This is a genomic window from Bosea sp. Tri-49 (assembly GCF_003952665.1).
GTDB lineage: Bacteria > Pseudomonadota > Alphaproteobacteria > Rhizobiales > Beijerinckiaceae > Allobosea.
In genome coordinates, this window is sequence record NZ_CP017946.1 from 2,084,252 (window position 1) to 2,101,659 (window position 17,408).

18 protein-coding genes are annotated in these 17,408 nt (G+C 66.0%); 12 read left to right on the forward strand and 6 right to left on the reverse strand.

Going from position 1 to position 17,408, the window contains the following annotated elements; translation table 11 throughout:
• The first annotated feature begins 4 nt into the window (after nt 1-4).
• Genes BLM15_RS10365 through BLM15_RS10375 form a run of 3 tightly spaced genes read left to right on the forward strand, consistent with a single transcriptional unit; the run spans nt 5 to nt 3,189 of the window.
• Nucleotides 5-1,396, forward strand: coding sequence for a branched-chain amino acid ABC transporter permease (locus BLM15_RS10365; RefSeq protein WP_164547472.1), 1,392 nt, complete (start codon nt 5-7; stop codon nt 1,394-1,396).
• An 18-nt stretch (nt 1,397-1,414) separates the two neighbouring features.
• Nucleotides 1,415-2,659, forward strand: a complete 1,245-nt coding sequence (locus BLM15_RS10370; RefSeq protein ID WP_126112673.1) for a threonine ammonia-lyase — start codon at nt 1,415-1,417, stop codon at nt 2,657-2,659.
• Nucleotides 2,660-2,715: 56 nt separating this feature from the next.
• A complete protein-coding gene (locus tag BLM15_RS10375) occupies nt 2,716-3,189 on the forward strand; it encodes an RDD family protein (RefSeq protein WP_126112674.1) in 474 nt (157 codons plus the stop codon).
• Between the two features lie 6 nt (nt 3,190-3,195).
• Here BLM15_RS10375 and BLM15_RS10380 read toward each other — a convergent pair whose 3' ends face one another.
• Nucleotides 3,196-4,026: a class I SAM-dependent methyltransferase gene (locus BLM15_RS10380; RefSeq protein WP_126112675.1), complete on the reverse strand. Its 831-nt coding sequence runs from the start codon at nt 4,024-4,026 to the stop codon at nt 3,196-3,198.
• A gap of 162 nt (nt 4,027-4,188) precedes the next feature.
• On the opposite strand from BLM15_RS10380, the gene BLM15_RS10385 reads away from it, so the two are divergent.
• The 6 genes from BLM15_RS10385 to BLM15_RS10410 all read left to right on the forward strand — a co-directional run bounded on the left by BLM15_RS10385 (nt 4,189) and on the right by BLM15_RS10410 (nt 8,719).
• Nucleotides 4,189-4,935 carry an arginyltransferase gene (locus tag BLM15_RS10385; protein WP_126112676.1) on the forward strand — a complete coding sequence of 249 codons (747 nt, stop codon included), beginning with the start codon at nt 4,189-4,191 and terminating at the stop codon, nt 4,933-4,935.
• Between the two features lie 182 nt (nt 4,936-5,117).
• The gene (locus BLM15_RS10390; RefSeq protein ID WP_126112677.1) at nt 5,118-5,765 is read left to right on the forward strand and encodes an RraA family protein; all 648 of its coding nucleotides are present in this window, start codon (nt 5,118-5,120) and stop codon (nt 5,763-5,765) included.
• The gene (locus BLM15_RS10395; RefSeq protein ID WP_126112678.1) at nt 5,765-6,082 is read left to right on the forward strand and encodes a UxaA family hydrolase; all 318 of its coding nucleotides are present in this window, start codon (nt 5,765-5,767) and stop codon (nt 6,080-6,082) included. The genes BLM15_RS10390 and BLM15_RS10395 overlap by 1 nt, the downstream gene beginning before the upstream one ends.
• The gene (locus BLM15_RS10400; protein ID WP_126112679.1) at nt 6,079-7,278 is read left to right on the forward strand and encodes a UxaA family hydrolase; all 1,200 of its coding nucleotides are present in this window, start codon (nt 6,079-6,081) and stop codon (nt 7,276-7,278) included. Before BLM15_RS10395 ends, BLM15_RS10400 begins: the two co-directional genes overlap by 4 nt.
• 85 nt (nt 7,279-7,363) lie before the next feature.
• On the forward strand, nt 7,364-7,726 hold the full coding sequence (locus BLM15_RS10405; protein ID WP_126112680.1) for a peptidoglycan-binding domain-containing protein: 363 nt from the start codon (nt 7,364-7,366) through the stop codon (nt 7,724-7,726).
• A gap of 66 nt (nt 7,727-7,792) precedes the next feature.
• Nucleotides 7,793-8,719: a hypothetical protein gene (locus BLM15_RS10410; protein ID WP_126112681.1), complete on the forward strand. Its 927-nt coding sequence runs from the start codon at nt 7,793-7,795 to the stop codon at nt 8,717-8,719.
• 49 nt (nt 8,720-8,768) lie between these two features.
• On the opposite strand, the gene BLM15_RS10415 is transcribed toward BLM15_RS10410, so the two are convergent.
• Nucleotides 8,769-10,370: an OpgD/OpgG family glucan biosynthesis protein gene (locus BLM15_RS10415; RefSeq protein WP_126112682.1), complete on the reverse strand. Its 1,602-nt coding sequence runs from the start codon at nt 10,368-10,370 to the stop codon at nt 8,769-8,771.
• 338 nt (nt 10,371-10,708) lie between these two features.
• Between BLM15_RS10415 and BLM15_RS10420 the strand changes: the two genes are divergently transcribed.
• Nucleotides 10,709-11,728, forward strand: coding sequence for a DUF2336 domain-containing protein (locus BLM15_RS10420; RefSeq protein ID WP_126112683.1), 1,020 nt, complete (start codon nt 10,709-10,711; stop codon nt 11,726-11,728).
• A gap of 93 nt (nt 11,729-11,821) precedes the next feature.
• Nucleotides 11,822-12,427, forward strand: a complete 606-nt coding sequence (locus BLM15_RS10425; RefSeq protein ID WP_164547473.1) for an outer membrane protein — start codon at nt 11,822-11,824, stop codon at nt 12,425-12,427.
• A gap of 109 nt (nt 12,428-12,536) precedes the next feature.
• On the opposite strand, the gene BLM15_RS10430 is transcribed toward BLM15_RS10425, so the two are convergent.
• Nucleotides 12,537-12,827, reverse strand: coding sequence for a winged helix-turn-helix transcriptional regulator (locus BLM15_RS10430; protein ID WP_126116133.1), 291 nt, complete (start codon nt 12,825-12,827; stop codon nt 12,537-12,539).
• Between the two features lie 219 nt (nt 12,828-13,046).
• Between BLM15_RS10430 and BLM15_RS10435 the strand changes: the two genes are divergently transcribed.
• On the forward strand, nt 13,047-13,454 hold the full coding sequence (locus BLM15_RS10435) for a DoxX family protein (protein WP_126112685.1): 408 nt from the start codon (nt 13,047-13,049) through the stop codon (nt 13,452-13,454).
• Between the two features lie 187 nt (nt 13,455-13,641).
• Here the strand turns inward: BLM15_RS10435 and parC are convergent, their stop codons facing one another.
• From parC to BLM15_RS10450, 3 genes are all read right to left on the reverse strand, one after another.
• A complete protein-coding gene (gene parC / locus BLM15_RS10440; protein ID WP_126112686.1) occupies nt 13,642-15,888 on the reverse strand; it encodes a DNA topoisomerase IV subunit A in 2,247 nt (748 codons plus the stop codon).
• Between the two features lie 157 nt (nt 15,889-16,045).
• The gene (gene recO / locus BLM15_RS10445) at nt 16,046-16,774 is read right to left on the reverse strand and encodes a DNA repair protein RecO (RefSeq protein ID WP_126112687.1); all 729 of its coding nucleotides are present in this window, start codon (nt 16,772-16,774) and stop codon (nt 16,046-16,048) included.
• A 158-nt stretch (nt 16,775-16,932) separates the two neighbouring features.
• Nucleotides 16,933-17,316 (reverse strand): tautomerase family protein, encoded by a 384-nt coding sequence (locus tag BLM15_RS10450; RefSeq protein ID WP_126112688.1) that lies wholly within the window; start codon nt 17,314-17,316, stop codon nt 16,933-16,935.
• Between the last annotated feature and the right edge of the window lie 92 nt (nt 17,317-17,408).

Consider the following 17,408-nt stretch of genomic DNA (forward strand, 5'->3'; position numbering starts at 1 on the left):
GCATATGACGAGCGCCATTGTCGCGAGTTCCAACGCCTCGGTTCTCGCGCTAGCGTCACTGTCGATGCGCGCCCTGCTCACGTCGATTCTGCTCTGCCTCGCGCTCGCTGCCTGCGGGCGCTTCGACACCGATCAGATTCGCGCCTGCCGGCTGGCCATCCCGGCCCTGAACCCGTCCGACACCGTCATCACCATCGAAGGCACTGGCACCGGCCCGCGCGCCGACATCTTGCGCATCACCTACCGGGCGCAGGCGCCAGAGGCTCAGCCGCGGCGGCGCACCATCGACTGCATCTTTGCCGGAGAAGGCACCACGCTACAGCGTGGCGCGCTGGCGGGCCTTGCCTCCGATGGCGTGCCTATGACCGATGCGAGCTTCCTGCTGCTGCGGCGCTTCTACCTCGAATACAAGACGGAGCCGCCTGTCGATCCGGGTGCCTCGCCAGGCGCCGACCTCGTCACCCTGTCGCCCGGCCTCGCCTATGGCCTGCAGCAGGGCCTAGCCGCCCTGCCCTCGGCCGCGATCTATGCACTGCTCGCCAGCGCCTATGCGCTGATTTACGGGCTCAACGGCCGCATCCTGCTGACTTTCGGCGAGTTCTCGGCGCTGGGTGCGCTCGCCGCCGTGGTCGGCGTGGCACTGACCTTGTCGCTCGCCGTCTCGACGCCGGTCTCGGGCCTGTTCATCGCCTTTGCCGTCGCGATCGCGGTCAGCGCGCTGCACGGCTTCGCCATGGGCCGCTTCGTGCTGCGCCATCTCGACAAGAGCAATGGCCAGCAGGTGCTGATCGCGACGATCGGCCTCGCCATCGCGCTCTCGGAATATTTGCGCCTCGCACAAGGTCCCGAACTGCGCTGGCTGCCGCCGGTGTTCAACGAGCCGCTGCCGCTGGCGCGGGCCGAGCAATTCATCGTCACCGCGACGCCGGTCTCGCTCGCCATGGCGGGGCTGGGCTTCTCGGCTGCGACCTGCCTCATCCTTTATCTCGCCCGCTCGGCCTATGGCCGGGCCTGGCGCGCAGTCTCCGACGACGCCCGCACGGCTTCCCTCTTCGGCATCGATCCTCGCGCGGTGCATGACCGGGCGCTGATCATCGCCTGCGCGATCTGCGGCGCGGCCGGCGTCATCGTCACGGTGATTTATGGCGGCATGGGCTTTTCAGGCGGCTTCACGCTCGGCCTCAAGGCGCTGGTCGCCGCCGTGCTCGGCGGGATCGGCTCGGTGCCGGGCGCCTGCCTCGGCGGCCTCGTCATCGCCGCCTTCGAAGTGCTGTGGTCGGCGACGATGCCGCTCGAACAGCGCGACATCGCAGTCTATAGCTTGCTCGCCGTGACGCTGATCCTGCGCCCCGGCGGCTTCTTCGGTGACGGCGCGCTGACGCCGCGCCAGGTCTGAAAAACGGCGGGGGAACGGATGGGCAGCGGCTTCGCGATCAGCTTCGCCGATATCGAGGCGGCTGCGCAGACCATCGAAGGTCATGTGCTGAAGACGCCGCTGATGCAGGCGCCGCGCCTCTCGGCGCTGACCGGCGCCGAGATCTTCGTCAAGCACGAGAACATGCAGGCGACGGCCTCCTTCAAGGAGCGCGGCGCGGTCAACAAGCTGCGCAGTCTCGACGAGGACGAGAAGCGCCGCGGCGTCATCGCGATGTCGGCCGGCAACCACGCCCAGGCGGTCGCCTACCACGCCAAGCGCTTCGGCATCCCTGCGACGATCGTGATGCCGGAGACGACGCCGCTGGTGAAGATCGAGAACACCCGCGCCTATGGCGCCGAGATCGTGCTGTTCGGCGAGACCCTCTACGAGTCGGCGCAGAAGGCGCGGGAGATCGCGGCCGAAAAGAGCCTGGTCTTCGTCCACCCTTACGATGATGCGGCGGTGATGGCCGGCCAGGGTACGGTCGCGCTGGAGATGCTGCGCGAGGCGCCTGATCTCGACATGCTGCTGATCCCGCTCGGCGGCGGCGGGCTGATGGCCGGCAACGCCATCGCCGCCAAGGCGCTGAAGCCGTCGATCGAGCTGATCGGCGTCGAGGCCGCCCTCTACCCGTCCTTCCACAATGCCGTGCATGACACGGCGATGCCGATCGGCGGGGCAACGCTGGCGGAGGGCATCGCGGTCAAGACGGTCGGCACGCAGACCCTGCCGGTGATCAAGGAGCTGGTCTCCGACATCGTGCTCGTCGGCGAGGACCTGATCGAGCGCGCCGTCAACGCCTATGCGACCTTGCAGCACACGCTGGCGGAGGGCGCCGGCGCCGCCGGGCTCGCGGCGATGCTGAAGGAGCCGGAGCGCTATCGCGGCCGCAAGGTCGGCCTCGTGCTCTGCGGCGGCAATATCGATGCGCGCCTGCTCGCCGCGATTATGGTGCGCGAACTCGAGCGCGAGCAACGCATCGCCAGCTTTCGTCTCACCGCCAGCGACCGGCCCGGCCTGCTCGGCAAGGTCGCGAGCCTGTTCGGCACGCTCGGCGCCAACATCCTCGAGGTCAGCCATGGCCGGCTCTTCCTCGACGTGCCGGCCAAGGGCGTGACGCTCGACGTCACCGTCGAGACCCGCGACGAAGCGCACACCGCCGCGATCGAGGAGGCGCTGCGCAAGGAAGGCCTCGCACCGCGCCGAATCTATCCGCGCGGCCTTGCGGAACCGGGTGGCTGATCAAACATTATTCGCCAGCGGGCACTGTCCGTCCGCAGGAAATTGGAAAGCCAGAGATGTCGAACCCGTCCTATCGCCAGCCGCCGATCGTCGCGCTGGAGGACCGGCCGCTGCAGGATACGCGCGGCGTGCTCGGCTCGCGCCTGTTCGCCTGGATCGGCGACGTCGTCGTCCTGTTCATTCTGGGCAGCATCGTCTGGTTCCTGCTCGCGATACTCGGCATTGTCACCTTCGGCTTGACCTGGCTCCTGATGGGCGGCGCGACCGTCGCAGTCGCGCTCGGCTATGCCGCCATCACCATCGGCGGGCGCAAGCAGGCGACGCTTGGCATGCGCATGGCGGGGCTTCGGGTCGAGACCGCCTCGGGCGGCCGGCCGGAGGCACTGGCAGCCGCCGTGCATGCGCTGTTCTTCTATGTCGCGGCCAGCACGGTCGCGCTCTGGTTCGTCGATATCGCCTGCGGGCTGGTGCGCGAGGATCGCCGGCTCGGCCACGACATCCTGACCGGGCTCGTGGTGGTGCGCGCCTGAGCCTGTTCAGAAGCGATAGCGCAGCAGCAGGCCGATCCGCGCCAACGGCGGGATCAGCGAGAAGAATTGGATCGCCAGCCGCGCCGGCCAGGACATCCGGGCGATCTGCGCCGGGTCATAGCCATCGGGATCATAGGCCGTCAGCTCGGTCTCGAGGGTCAGGCCCGGGACCTGCCGCTCCAGCTCGGCGGGGTCATCGAGCGCCCAGTGCAATGTCGCGCCGGTCGCCTTGACCGAAGGCTGCAGCGCGATCATGCGCAGGCCAAGCGGGCTGTAGGCGTCGAAGACGATCTCGCCGGCGCGGCAGTGCCGCACCAGCCGCTCCAGCAGCAGCGGTACCTCTTCTTCCGGCAGGTAAGGCAGAAGGCCTTCGGCCACGATCATCGTCGGGCGGTCCTGCGGCAGGTCGGCGATCCAGCCCGGCTCCGTTACTGAGCTGCCGATCAGATGATAGCCATCGCGCGCCGGGTAGAGCTTTTGCCTGAGCGCGATGACGTCTGGATAGTCGACTTCATACCAATCGATGCCGGCGGGCGGATCGATCCGGAAGACACGGCTGTCGAGGCCGCAGCCGAGATGCAGCACGATCGCGTTGTCATGCCTCCCGAGAAAATCGCGCGTCCAGCCGTCGAGGGTATGGGCGCGCATAGCGAGGCCGACCATCAGGTCGCGGTCGACCTTGAGCCTGGCGAAATCATAGTCGATGCGCGCTGCCGCCTGCGCGGCGAAGCGATCCTCGAGCAGGGAATCCGGCAGCAGGCTCTCGCCAGCCTTGGCCCAGAGCGTGATCAGCAGGGTTTCCTTCTCGCGGGTCAACGCGACCGTTTCGGTCTGCATCGCATCCCCCTGCTGCCGAGGCCGCCAAGCGCACTCGGCGAAGACTAGCATCGGCGGAGTAGTCATCCCATATGGCGTGATCGCCGCAGGCATAGACGCTTGTTGCCGCCGCAACGACTGCTAAACTCAGCCCCAACGTGGCGGTTCCGGAGCCTGCCTGACGTGACACGCCCTTTGCGGGATGCCCCGCAATTCTACCTGACCTCGCCGACGCCCTGCCCCTATCTGCCGGGTCGCGAGGAACGCAAGGTGTTCACGCACCTCGTCGGCGCGCGGGCGCGCGACCTCAACGATGTGCTCTCACACGGCGGCTTCCGGCGCTCTCAGAGCATCGCCTATCGCCCGGCCTGCGAAACCTGCCGGGCCTGCATCTCGGTCAGGATCATCGTCGCCGATTTCCGGCCTTCGCGCAGCTTCCGCAAGATCGCCTCGCACAACAGCGACCTGATCGGCGAGGCGTTGCCGCCACAGCCGCGCTCCGAGCACTATTCGTTGTTCCGCGCCTATCTCGACGAGCGCCACCCCGATGGCGGCATGGCGACGATGTCGGCACTCGACTTCGCCATGATGGTCGAGGACACCCATGTCGAGACCAGCCTGATCGAATACCGCCGGCGCAGCCCCGACAGCGGCTTCACCGGACGAGGCCAGGGCGACCTCTATGCCTTCGCCCTGACCGATCGGCTGAGCGACGGACTCTCGATGGTCTATTCGGTCTACGATCCCGCGCTTGAGGCCCGTTCGCTCGGCACCTTCATGGTGCTCGAGCACGTCGAGCGCGCCCGCAAGCTCGGCCTGCCCTATGTCTATCTCGGTTACTGGGTCGAGGGCTCGCCGAAGATGGCCTACAAGGCCCGCTTCCTGCCGCAGGAGCGCCTGATGCCGCAGGGCTGGGAGCGCTTCGGCTGACGCCATCTCGCGCAATTACGGGGCTTTGGCATGCTGCGCAATCTAAACGCGAAAATAGCCATAATCAGCTATTTAAATCGTTTAATACGCACCCCAGAGCTGCAAAATCCGCACTTGCCCGCTGTACTTCGCTCTGCGCAAGGTGCTGACAAGGCCGCTGGAGCGGCCGCACCGGAGGAAACATGACGGATACGCTGACCGAGCGCCTCGAACGCTGCTACACCGGCATTATTCACGACACGATGCGTGCCATGGGGCTGAAGGACTTCACCCTGCCGCCGGCGCTGCGCCCGCTGCTGCCCGGCGTGAAGCTCGCTGGCCCGGCCTTCACCGTCGAGGGCAAGACCGGCGAATTCGATGCGCACGAGACCCTGCTCGGCTGGACCGGCCTGCTCTCCGCCGCCAAGCCCGGCCACGTCTGGGTCTGCCAGCCGAACACCGAGGAGGTCGCGCTGATGGGCGAGCTCTCGGCCGAGACACTGAAGAACAAGGGCGTGCGCGGCTGCATCATCGACGGCCTGTCGCGCGACACCGAATTCATGGTCGAAATGGGCTTCCAGGCCTATTTCAAGGCCTATACGCCGCGCGACATCGTCGGATTCTGGCTGCCCAAGGCGGTCGACGAGCCGATCAAGATCGGCGAGGTCTGGATCCGCCCGGGCGACTACATCCTTGCCGACCGCGACGGCGTCGTCCGCATCCCGGTCGAGATCATCGAGGAAGTGCTGGAGAAATCCGAGACGGCGATCTCGGCGGAGAACAAGGTGCGCACCGCGATCCTCGCGGGCACCGACCCGCAGCAGGCCTATCTGCAATTCGGCAAGTTCTGATGTCCCAGCACGATCCCCGCCTGATCCTGCTCGATCCGCGCGACAACGTCTTCGTCGCGCGCACCCGCCTGCCAGCGGGCGAGCCCATCGAGACCGGCAGCGGTCCGGCGGTGATCGACCGCGACATCGCCCTCGCCCACAAGATCGCCCGGCGCGCCATCGCGCCCGGCGAGAAGATCCTGAAATACGGTGCGCCGATCGGCGTGGCGACGGTCGCCATCGCCACCGGCCAGCACGTCCATGTCCAGAACATGAAGAGCGACTACACGCCGACCTATCATCTGGAAGACGAGCGAAAGGCGGGAGCGGCGCAATGAGCGGACTGCAAGGCTATCTGCGCAGCGACGGCCGCAAGGGCATCCGCAATGTCGTCGCCGTCGCCTATCTGGTCGAATGCGCCCACCATGTCGCGCGCGAGATCGCCCTGCCCTGGCGCGAGCACGAGGTCCACGCCATCGGCTTCCCGGGCTGCTACCCGAACCCTTATGCCGAGAAGATGATGGAGCAGCTCTGCACCCATCCCAATGTCGGGGCGGTGCTGCTGGTCTCGCTCGGCTGCGAGAGCTTCAACAAATACGCGCTGGAGCGGGTGGTGCGCGCCACCGGCCGGCCGGTGAAGACCATCGTAATCCAGGGCACCGGCGGCACCCGCGCCTCGATCAAGGAAGGCCGCGCCTGGGTCGAGGAGCAGCGCATCGCGCTGGACGCCGCCGAGACCGTGCCGATGCAGGTCAGCGAATTGGTGATCGGCACCGTCTGCGGCGGCTCGGACGGCACCTCCGGCATCACCGGCAATCCGGCGGCGGGCCGCGCCTTCGACCAGCTCATCGCCGAGGGCGCCGCCTGCATCTTCGAGGAGACCGGCGAGCTGATCGGCTGCGAGCACATCATGGCGGCGCGCGCGATCACGCCCGAGCTCGGCGTCGAGCTGGAGAAATCCGTGGCCAAGGCGGCGCGCTATTACGCGACGCTCGGCTATGGCTCCTTCGCCGCCGGCAATGCCGAGGGCGGGCTCTCCACCATCGAGGAGAAGTCGATGGGCGCCTATGCCAAGTCCGGCGCCTCCCCGATTTCCGGTTTGATCAAGCCGGGCGATGTGCCGCCGCATGGCGGACTCTATCTGCTCGACGTGGTGCCGGATGGCGAGGTCCGCTTCGGCTTCCCCAACATCAACGACAATGCCGAGATCGCCGAGCTGATCGCCTGCGGCGCACATTGCGTGCTGTTCGTCACCGGGCGCGGCTCCGTGGTCGGCTCGGCGATCTCGCCGGTCGTGAAGATCTGCGCCAATCCGGAGACCTATCGCCGGATGAGCGACGACATGGACGTCGATGCCGGCCGCATCCTCGAAGGCCGGGCCAGCCTCGACGAGGTCGGCACGGAAATCCGCGACCTCGTCGTCTCGCTGGCACAGGGCGGGCGCACCAAGTCGGAAGAGCTCGGCCATCAGGAGTTCATCCTGACCTATAAGAGCTTCGAGCCGCTCGGACCGGCCTGTCTGCCGGCGGCTTGAGGCCGAAAGGCACGCTACGATCCTTGACCCCTCCCCGAACCCCGAACTAACCTTGGGTCATTGGGGACGGGCAGGATCCAAGACCATGCCGCTCAGCTCGCCGCGCTTTTCGAAGAATGACCGGCTCAGGAAGGCTGCCGAGAACGCGCCGCCACTGAAACAGGGCGAGCGCGGCGAGGCCGTCGCGATCATCCAGCTCGCGCTGATCGATCTCGGCCTGGCGATGCCGAACTCGACCGGCCAGGGCCGCACGCTGCCCGACGGCATCTTCGGCCCGGAGACGGCGAACCGCGTGCGCAGCTTCCAGACGGCCAATGGGCTCGTCGCCGACGCCATCGTCGGGCCGCTGACCATGGCGGCGCTGGAGCGCGCCATCATCGCGGTGAGCGCCCTCAACCGGCGCGCCGAGGCCGCCAAGGCGCGCACGCACAGCGCCGCCGTTCGCTAGATCGACACTCGCAACACCGGGCGGACCCGGGCGCAATCAGACCATCGGATATCCGCAGGAGTAGCCATGGTTATCGCGATCGCTCCCGGCACCGCCACGATCACCGCAAACAAGGGCGGCTCGCGTACCGACATCCATGTCGGCACCGAGCACGCTTTGCTTCATTGCACGACCAAGGTGCGCCGCGCCGCGGCCGACGAGGCGGCGGGGCATCCGGGCCATACCGGCCCGATGATCACCTGCACCGGCAGCGTGCTGATGTCGGGCGATCCGGCCAACCGGCAGGACAAGATCGACCTGATGAGCAACTGGGAGTTCGGGATGATCCTGGTCGCCGACATCGTCGTCTACGAGGCGCATTATGCCGGGCGGATGGCCAATGAAGGCAGCATCGTCGTCAACCTCAAATCCGCCTTCGGCACCAACCCATCGCTGGACGGCGACGGCGACCTGCCTACCGTCGACGAGATGATCTTCGACCCGGGCAATCAGGTCATCACCGACCAGACCACCGGCACCAAAGGCTTCCTGGTGACCTACAAGCTCGGCGACCATCCCAACAACCCGTTCCCCTTGCGCCAAACCAACAGCAAGGTGCCTGCGCCGAACTTCCTGCATACGGCGCGGCGCGACGAAGGCTTCATCGCCTATTTCGTCGCGAGGGAACGCGGCTCGACGGTGCATCATCTGGCGCGGATCGGCTGGCACATCATCTGGCATGGCACACTCGGCTGGACCTCCCCCACCGCCAAGCCGACCGTCGCGATGGTGACCTCGCGCATCGATATCGGCCAGCCGACCACCGACGCGGTCGACAACACCGCCTTCCCAAAATCGGCTGCGATCGCCAAGAACCCGCAGCGGCCGACCTGCAACGAGCAGGACGGCACCGCCTTCGACAGGGGCTATGGGTCGGGCGCGCGAGAACCGGTCCGGGCCGAGTCGACCGCTCGGCCCGGCAATCTGCCGAGCGGCTTCTTCCCGGCGCCATGAAATCGCATCGCGACCGGCGTTATGCCCGTCGCCTGAGCGTCTCTGTCACTCAGCGCGGCGCGGTCGGAGGGCTGGTTGCGGGAGCGGCTGGCGCAGCCGGCGCAGTCCAGGACATCGTCCATGTCTCGCTGAGCGGCTGCCTGGCCGTGCGCAGGAAGAGGCGCAGATCGGTGCTCTCACCCGGCCTGAGCGTGACATCGACGATGGCGCGAAAACCTTTCGCCGCGAAGTTCGGGTCGATGGTGGCTCGGGCGACCGTGCCTGCCGAAACCGTCGCGACCACCGCGACGCGCTTGGGGTCGGACAGATAATATTCGAGATCGCCGGCGTTGAAGTCGACGATGAAGCGACGCTTCGCCAACCCTGCCGCCGCATCGACCTCTTCGCGGGCGGCGATGCTGCTCTGGACCTGCGCCATCGCATGCAGCGTCTCGGTCGTCGACACGGAGGTGATGCGGTAGTTCAGCTCGGTCGGCTGGCCGCTCGGGAGAGGCATCTTCGGCGTCCAGCAACAGACGATGTTGTCGAACTCCTCGCCCTGCGTCGGGATCTCGATCAGGTCGACACGGCCCTCGCCCCAGTCGCCGGATGGTTCGACCCAGTAGCCGGGGCGGGCATGGTAATGCGCCTCCAGGTCCTGGTAATGGCCGAATTCGCGGTCGCGCTGAATCAATCCGAAGCCGCGCGGGTTACGGTCATGGAAGGATGAGATCGTCAGCGCTTGCGGGTTCCGGATCGGCCGCCAGATCCATTCGCCCGCTCCGGTCTTCAGCATCAGCCCGTCGGAATCGTGGACCTCGGGCCGGAAATCGGTGCGCTGCTCGCGATCGCCTTCGCCGGCGAGGAACATCGAGGTCAGCGGCGCGATGCCGATGCGCTCGATCGTCCGGCGCGGCACGATCGTCGCCGTGACGGCAATGCTGGTCTGCTGGCCCGGCGTCACGACATAGCGGAAGGCACCGCTGACCGAGGGCGAATCGAGCAGTCCGTAGATGACGAGGTCGACGCTGTCGGGCTTCGGCTTCTCCAACCAGAGCGCGCGGAAGAACGGGAACTCCTCAGCCTGCTCGCCGCCGACATCGAGCGCCAGCGAACGCGCCGAAAGGCCATAGCGATGGCCGCGGCCGAGGAAGCGGAAATAGCTTGCCCCGAGGAAGGAGATCACCTCGTCCTGAACCTTCAGGTCGTTGAGCGTCGTCGTAACGGCGAAGCCGGCGAAACCGAGCGAGATGGGCAACTTCTGCGGGACCTCCGCTTTGCCGTATTCGAACAGCGCCATGTTGAACGGCAGCGGGATCGCGGTTCCGTCGCTGACGACATGAACCGGCACTGGCTTGTCGTGCAGGAAGCCGAGATGGAACAGATGCAGGCGGTAATCCGAGCCGCTGTCCTGCCAGAGCGCCTTGTCCCTGCGAAACCGGATCTCGCGATAACTGTCATAGGTCAGCGATTTCAGCGCCTCCGGGATGGCGGGCGCGCTCGTGTCGAACGGCCGGGCTGCGAGCTCGCGGGCCTGGCGAACGACATCCTCATAGCCGAAATTGCCTCGCCGTTGCTCGGCGGGTGTCGTGTTTGGCGCGGTAGCCGGCGGGCGCCCGTCCTGGGCGTGGCCGGGCGAAACGAGCCCGATCGCAGCCAAAGCCGCCAGCATCGCGCGACGCGACGGCTCGGCCGCGGCTCGCCCGGTCTCATCGCCAAGGAGGTAATTTCGTACTCGGGGCTGGCTCGTGCTCACATCATGCTCCGCATTGCTGGTGGCCTCGATGGCCGCGCATGGCGGCGACCTGCCAACGTGATCTGGCCGACGAAGTTCCGTCAGCAGCGCCGAGACATCATCTTCAGGTTGCAATATCATACAAATACAACCATATGCAGCAACGATCATACTGAAAATGCTGGCGTTTCTTCGAGCGGCTTAAGACTAAATCAAATCGCGCAGGGTAGCCTTGAGCATTGTCCAAACGTGATACTCCTGCGGAAACCGCGCCGATGCTCCAGTCTTTGTCCCGCATGCCGGCGGAGATGTCGTCGGAGTCCCGGCGCAAGCTTCTCAACGCCGTGACAGACCTGTTCCTGCTCGATGCCGATCCGAGCGAGGAATCGCGGGAACATTATGGCGATATCGCACTGCGCTCGTTGCCGCATCTCGACGCGGAGAGCCGCCGCGAATATGCGGATTCCGTCGCCGAGACGGCTACGCTGCCGCACCCGGTCGCGATGTCGCTGGCGAACGATACCAACAGCGAGGTCGCACGGCTCGTGCTCAGACTTTCGCCCGTGCTGACCGACACCGATCTGGCGGCCATCGCCATCAGCCAGACGCAAGAGCATCTGGCCGCAATCGCCGAGCGTGCCCGCCTGTCCGAGGGCGTCACCGACATCCTGGTCGAGCGCGGCGACTCGACTGTGCTCCGCAGCGTCTCCGGCAATGAGGGCGCCCAGTTTTCCGACCATGGCTTCGACCGGCTGCTGCAGCGCGGCGGCGACGATGCCGCTGTCGGCGACGCGCTGGCGCGCCGCTCCGACCTGTCGCCGCAGCGCGCCGAACGCGTGCTGCGTATCGTCGAGCAGATGTCGGATCCTGCCGCCGAAGCGAGCTCGCACCAAGCCACGATGATGGCGCGTCAGGCGCGCCAGCAACGCCGCGAAGTCCGGCTGCTGATCGCCGACCTGCAGGCGGGCGCGCGCAGCCTCGACGAGGTCGTCACGATGCTGGCGGAAGAGGATCGCGCCTTCCACCTTGCGCAGGTGATCGCGACCCGCGCCGACGTCAGCAACGAGCAGGCCTTGCGCGTGTTGATGCAGCGCGACGTCAGCGGCATCGCCGTGCTGGCGCGCACGCTGGAACTCGGTAAGGACACCTTCCATGCCGTCCTACTGCTGCGTGGGCGGCGCCTGTACTTCAAGGCCAAGGATATCGAAGACGACCTCAAAGCCTATGAGCAGCTCGACATGGCAACCGCCGAGCGAACGATGCGCTTCCTGCGCCTCAAGACCAAGCTCGGCTAGAGCCCGCAACGGCACCTGCCGCCACAAAAGCGCGACAATCGCGCCCTCAGCTGCTATGCCATGAGCATGATCCTGGCTGCGGGTAGCGCACGCATGAAGCTTTTCTCGGCCGGCGCCGCCGCGGCGGTGCTGATAGCGACCAGTGCCTCGGCGCAAGCACAGGCCTTCCTGCCGCTCTCGGGCTTTGGAATCCTGCCTTCCTTCGCCTGGTCGGAGCCAACCGTGTCGCCCGGTGGCGTCAAATGGGACGGCTCCTATGCCCGCATCTCCAGCGGCTTCCAGGTCAGCAGCTCGAAACGCTTCGGCACCTCGGCCGGGCCGGTGATCGGGCTTGAGGCCGGCAAGATGTGGCGCGACGGGGACTTCGTCTACGGTATTGCCGGAGCGCTCGAATTTTCCCCGGCCTTCGGCGGGTACACCAATCCCGGCTTCAACCAGGCGAGCTACACCCGCGACATCACGGGCGCTTTCCAGCTCAAGGCCGGTGTCTTCGCGACGCCTGATGTGCTGCTCTATACGAGCGTCGGACTGGCCGCGGCCAACGAAACCTTCCGCTACGGTGCGACGCTGTTCTCCAACCCTTTCTCGCGCTCCGACATCGCGCTCAGGCCTGAAGCGCGCGCTGGTATCCAATGGGCCGTGACCAATAATGTCACGCTCGGGCTGGAAGTCGGCGTTGTCGGGTCGGCGATCCGCTGAGAAGCCGATTCAAGACGCTTCGATCTTGATTCAGGCCGCTGGCGCATTGATTCAGCGGATCGGCGTAAGCTTCTGATCAGGCACTAGTATTGAGCCGTTGCCCGCGCTTTCAAGCTGTCAGATTGAGCGAGACAGCGTGCTTGTCGGACCAGGCCCGGATCTCGTGGAAGACTGCGCCAAGATCGCGCGCTGACGGCGTCAGTTCATATTCGACGCGCGGGGGCACCTCCGGGTAGATCGTGCGCTTGACGAGGCCGTGCGCCTCAAGATCGCGCAGTTGGGTGGTCAGCATGTGCTGGGTGATGCCGGGTATGGAGCGCCGCAGTTCGCCGAAGCGCATCGTGCCCTGCCCGAGCCGCCACAGGATTTCACCCTTCCACTTGCCGGTCAGCATGCGCATGGCGGCATGAAATTGCTCAACCGCCGCCGAACTCGGGCAAACGTCTGAATCCGCGAGGTTTTCTGCACCGCCACTTCGGTGCTGCAATCCAATAGTCTTGTTTTCCATACTATATCACAAATTTCATCCTACTTGCGTTTTCGATCTTACTCTCGATTTTCTCACGACGAAAGCGACGGGCCGCACGCCGCAGCCCTCGGGCATTCCTCGGAGACATCCATGTCAGTTACCGACATTTCGGAGGCGCCGCGTTGGCGCCGGTTCGGCCTATGGGCCGTCAAAGCTCTGCTCGCCGCCGCCTTCGCAGCCGCCGGCGGCGCCAAGCTCGCCGGCATACAGCCGATGGTCGAGGTCTTCGACACGATCGGCATTGGGCAATGGTTCCGCTATCTGACCGGAACGATTGAACTGGCCGGCGCTGCCGCGCTGCTCCTGCCTGCACTTGCCGGTTTCGCCGCCCTGCTGCTCGCTGGCATCATGGTCGGCGCCATCGTGGCGCACCTTACGGTCCTGCCCGGCTCGCCGCTGCCGGCCGTAGTCCTGCTCGCGCTCTGCCTGCTGATCGCCAGTGCTCATCGCAGCGCGATCGAGGCAGCGGCCAAGCCGGTGTTTTTTGGCCGAGACTGAGCCGACCCGGCTCGCACTATCCCTGCACGATCCATCCGGAGCAATTCATGTCGCGCCTGATCACCGCCGCACTGCTGGCATTCACCTTGTCGGCCTGCCACACCACCGATCTCGGCCGCTCGGTCGGCTGGCCGGCGCCGCAGCGCACCGTCAGATAACGGCGCGCCGCCGGGCGCCTGTAGCCCGCTTACCCGCCGAACTTGTTGTTCTTCGGGAAGCCCTTGGGCGGCAGGCGGCCGGCCTCGGCGCGGTGGCCGAGCCATTCGATCAGCTCGGCCTGCGCGACCGTCCAGGTACGGCCGGAGGTGTCGAGCCAGGTGAGCCCATCATCGAGCTTGAAGACCTTGGCGTCCGACAGGCCACCATCCTTGTAGCGCTGCAGCTTGACGCCCTTGCCGCGGCCCATCTCTGCCACCTCGGAGAGCGGGAAGCAGAGCAGCTTGCGGTTCTGGCCGATGATCGCGACATGGTCGCCCTCGGCCGGCACGACGAGCATCGCCTCGGCCGGCACATCGACATTGAGCACCTGCTTGCCCTTGCGGGTATTGGCGACGACGTCGTCGGTCGGCACGACGAAGCCGCGTCCCTCCGTGCTGGCGACAAGAAGCTTCAAGCCCGCTTTGTAGGGGAAGGCGGCGACGATCTCGGCGCTCTCCTCGAGCTCGATCATCAATCGGATCGGATCGCCGAAGCCGCGTCCACCCGGCAGCTTCGAGGCCTCCAGCGTGAAGACCTTGCCGTTGGTCGCCATCACCAGGATCTTGGCGGTGGTCTCGCTGAAAAAGGCGGTGCGGAGCGTGTCGTCGCCCTTGAAGGTGAGACTCGACAGATCCTGGACATGGCCCTTCAACGCTCGGATCCAGCCCTTCTTCGAGATCACCACCGTCACCGGCTCGCGCTCGACCATGGCCTGGGTCAGGTCGATATCGGCGGTCTCGGGCATGTCGGCGAAGGTGGTGCGGCGCTTGCCGATCGCCGTCTCCGGGCCGAACAGCTTCTTCACCTCGCGGATATCCCAGGAGATGGTCTTCCACTGCTGGGCTTCGGAGGCGAGCAGGCCCTCGATCTGGCCCTTCTCCTGGGTCAGCTCATCGAACTCGGTCTTGAGCTGCATCTCCTCGAGCTTGCGCAAGGCGCGCAGGCGGGTGTCGAGGATGGCATTGGCCTGGACTTCGTTGAGCGCGAAGACCTTCATCAGCTCGATCTTGGGCTCGTCCTCCTCGCGGATGATTTTGATCACCCGGTCGAGGTCGAGATAGACGATCAGCAGACCGGCGAGGATTTCGAGGCGCTTCTCGATCTGACCGAGACGGAAGCGCGAGCGCCGGATCAGCACGTCGCGGCGATGGTCGAGCCAGGCGCGCAAGGCCTCGGCCAGACTGAGCACGCGCGGCACCAGCCCGCCGGTCAGCACGTTCATGTTCATCGGAATGCGCGATTCCAGCTCCGAGAGCCTGAACAGCGACTCCATCATCAGATTGGCATCGACATTGCGGGCGCGCGGCTCGATGACGACGCGAATATCCTCGGCCGATTCATCGCGCAGGTCGGCGACCAGCGGCAATTTCCGGTCGTTCAGAAGTTCGGCGATCTTCTCGATCAGCCGGCCCTTCTGGACCATGTAGGGAATTTCGGTGACGACGACGAACCAGGTGCCCCGGCCCTGATCCTCGACATGCCAGCGCGCCCGCGTGCGGAAGGCGCCGCGGCCGGTCCGGTACGTCTCGACCATCGAGGAACGCGACTCGACGATGATGCCGCCGGTCGGGAAATCGGGGCCCGGCACGAAGGTCATCAACTGCTCGGACGTCGTGTCCGGATGCTGGATCAGATAGAGCGCGGCGTCGCAGAGCTCGGCGGCGTTGTGCGGCGGGATCGAGGTCGCCATGCCGACCGCGATGCCCTGCGAGCCATTGGCGAGCAGGTTCGGGAAGGCGGCCGGGAGCACCATCGGCTCCTCGTCCTCACCGTTATAGGTCTCGCGGAAATCGACCGCGTCCTCGTCGATGCCGTCGAGCAGAAGGCGCGCGACCTCGGTCATGCGCGCTTCGGTGTAGCGGTAGGCGGCGGCGTTATCGCCGTCGATATTGCCGAAATTGCCCTGGCCATCGACGAGCGGGTAGCGTTGGGCGAAGTCCTGGGCGAGGCGCACCAGCGCGTCATAGACCGACTGGTCGCCATGCGGATGGAACTTACCGATGACGTCGCCGACGATGCGGGCGCACTTCTTGTGGACCTGACCGGGATCGAGCCGGAGCAGGCGCATGGCGTGCAGGATGCGGCGATGGACCGGCTTCAGCCCGTCGCGAGCATCCGGCAAGGCGCGGTGCAGGATCGTCGAGAGCGCATAAGTCAGATAGCGCTCTTCGAGAGCGCTCTTCAGATCGACGCGTTCGGCTTCCTCCTCCGGAGGCGGCTCGACGGGTTTGCCCATGCTTCTACCAACCTAGTTCGACACGCAGCCCAGCTGAGGGGCTAACACCGGTCCATACCTCGCAAGGACGAGGGAATAAGGGCCCGAATCACTTGATGCAACGATGCAGCCGCGATGCAAGCGACGCAAAGCGGGACCGGCGGAAAAACCGAAGAAATCAGGGGATTCTCGCCGCCAGTTCCAGCAACCGTACCCGCTCCGGCGGCTCCAGCAGGCCGCGCGGCTCGTAGAGGTCGCGGCGCAGGAAAAAGCCGGTCAGAGCAAAGCCGGCAGCAATCTCGGCCGGTGCCGGCCGGCGCGCGCCCTGCCCCTCGCTCAGGAAGGCCGGCAGGGCGAGGAGACGGTCGAGATAAGGCTCGGCGGCCTTGTGGCTCACAGCCTTGCCGGATTTCGGCGAGACATGGCTGAGGTCCTCGCGCAGGCCGGTGACGGCGCAGCGTTCGAGCGAGAGCCCGTAGCCGAGCTCGGAGAGCATGGCGAGCTCGAAGCGCACCATCAGTGCCGGCGCGATCGCGATCTCGTCGAGATGCGCGAGCAGCACGGCCAGCCCCTCATAGAGTCCCGGATGCGGATCGCGCTCCGGCAGCAGACGCAGGAGCCCTGCGACATTGGCGAGGCCGTAGAGAGCGACTGGCTGGGCCATCAGCCTGGCCGCATGCGAGGTCAGGAGCTCGACCTTGTATTCGCCGAGATGCTCGTCGAGCCGGGCACGCCAGGTCAGCGAGACGAGATTGCCGGGCTGCAGCACCGGCTGCTGCTTGCTGGAGCGGCCGCCGCGGACGAGGCCGAGATGGCGGCCGTGGTCACGCGTCATCACCTCCAGGATCACGGCGCTCTCGCCATGCCGCCTGACGCCGATGATCGTGCCCTCGTCGCTCCATTCCATGCGGGAAGAGTTATGGCGCGCCGCCGAACGCCGTCAATCGCGCGTCATTCTCGGGCGAAGCGAAGCGCAGACCCGAGAATCTCGGGACGAGAGGGCGCTGACAGGAGCCTCCTTCAGCCTGAGATGGTCGGGTCAAGCCCGACCATGACGCCTTTGGCCTACGCCACATACTGCGCAATCCCGCCGCCGAAAGACCAGTCCTCGCGCTTGACCTCGACGAGGTTGATGAAGATGTCGTCGGGTTTCAGGCCCGGCTCCTTCTGCAGATTCTCGGCGATGGCGGCATAGAGCGCCTTCTTCTGGGTGACGCCACGGGTGTTGGCGACCGTAAGCTGGATGATCACCAGAGCGTCGCTGCGGTTGAAGCCGAAATAGTTGTTGTCGAAGATGAATTCCTCGGCCTCGTGCTGATGCACGACGGCGAAGAGGTCGTTCTCCGGCACCTCGAAGGTGGCGCGCAAGGCGCGATAGACGCCATCGACGATGGCGGCGGGGTGCGAGGCCGGACGGCCGCGGCGCATCGAAATCCGGATCAGAGGCATGACAGGCTCCATATAACGGGGGGCGGTCTCTGCCGCCGACATCCCGAAGCTAGGCTTGAAATTACCATCTGAAAACTGTATCTTTGATGATA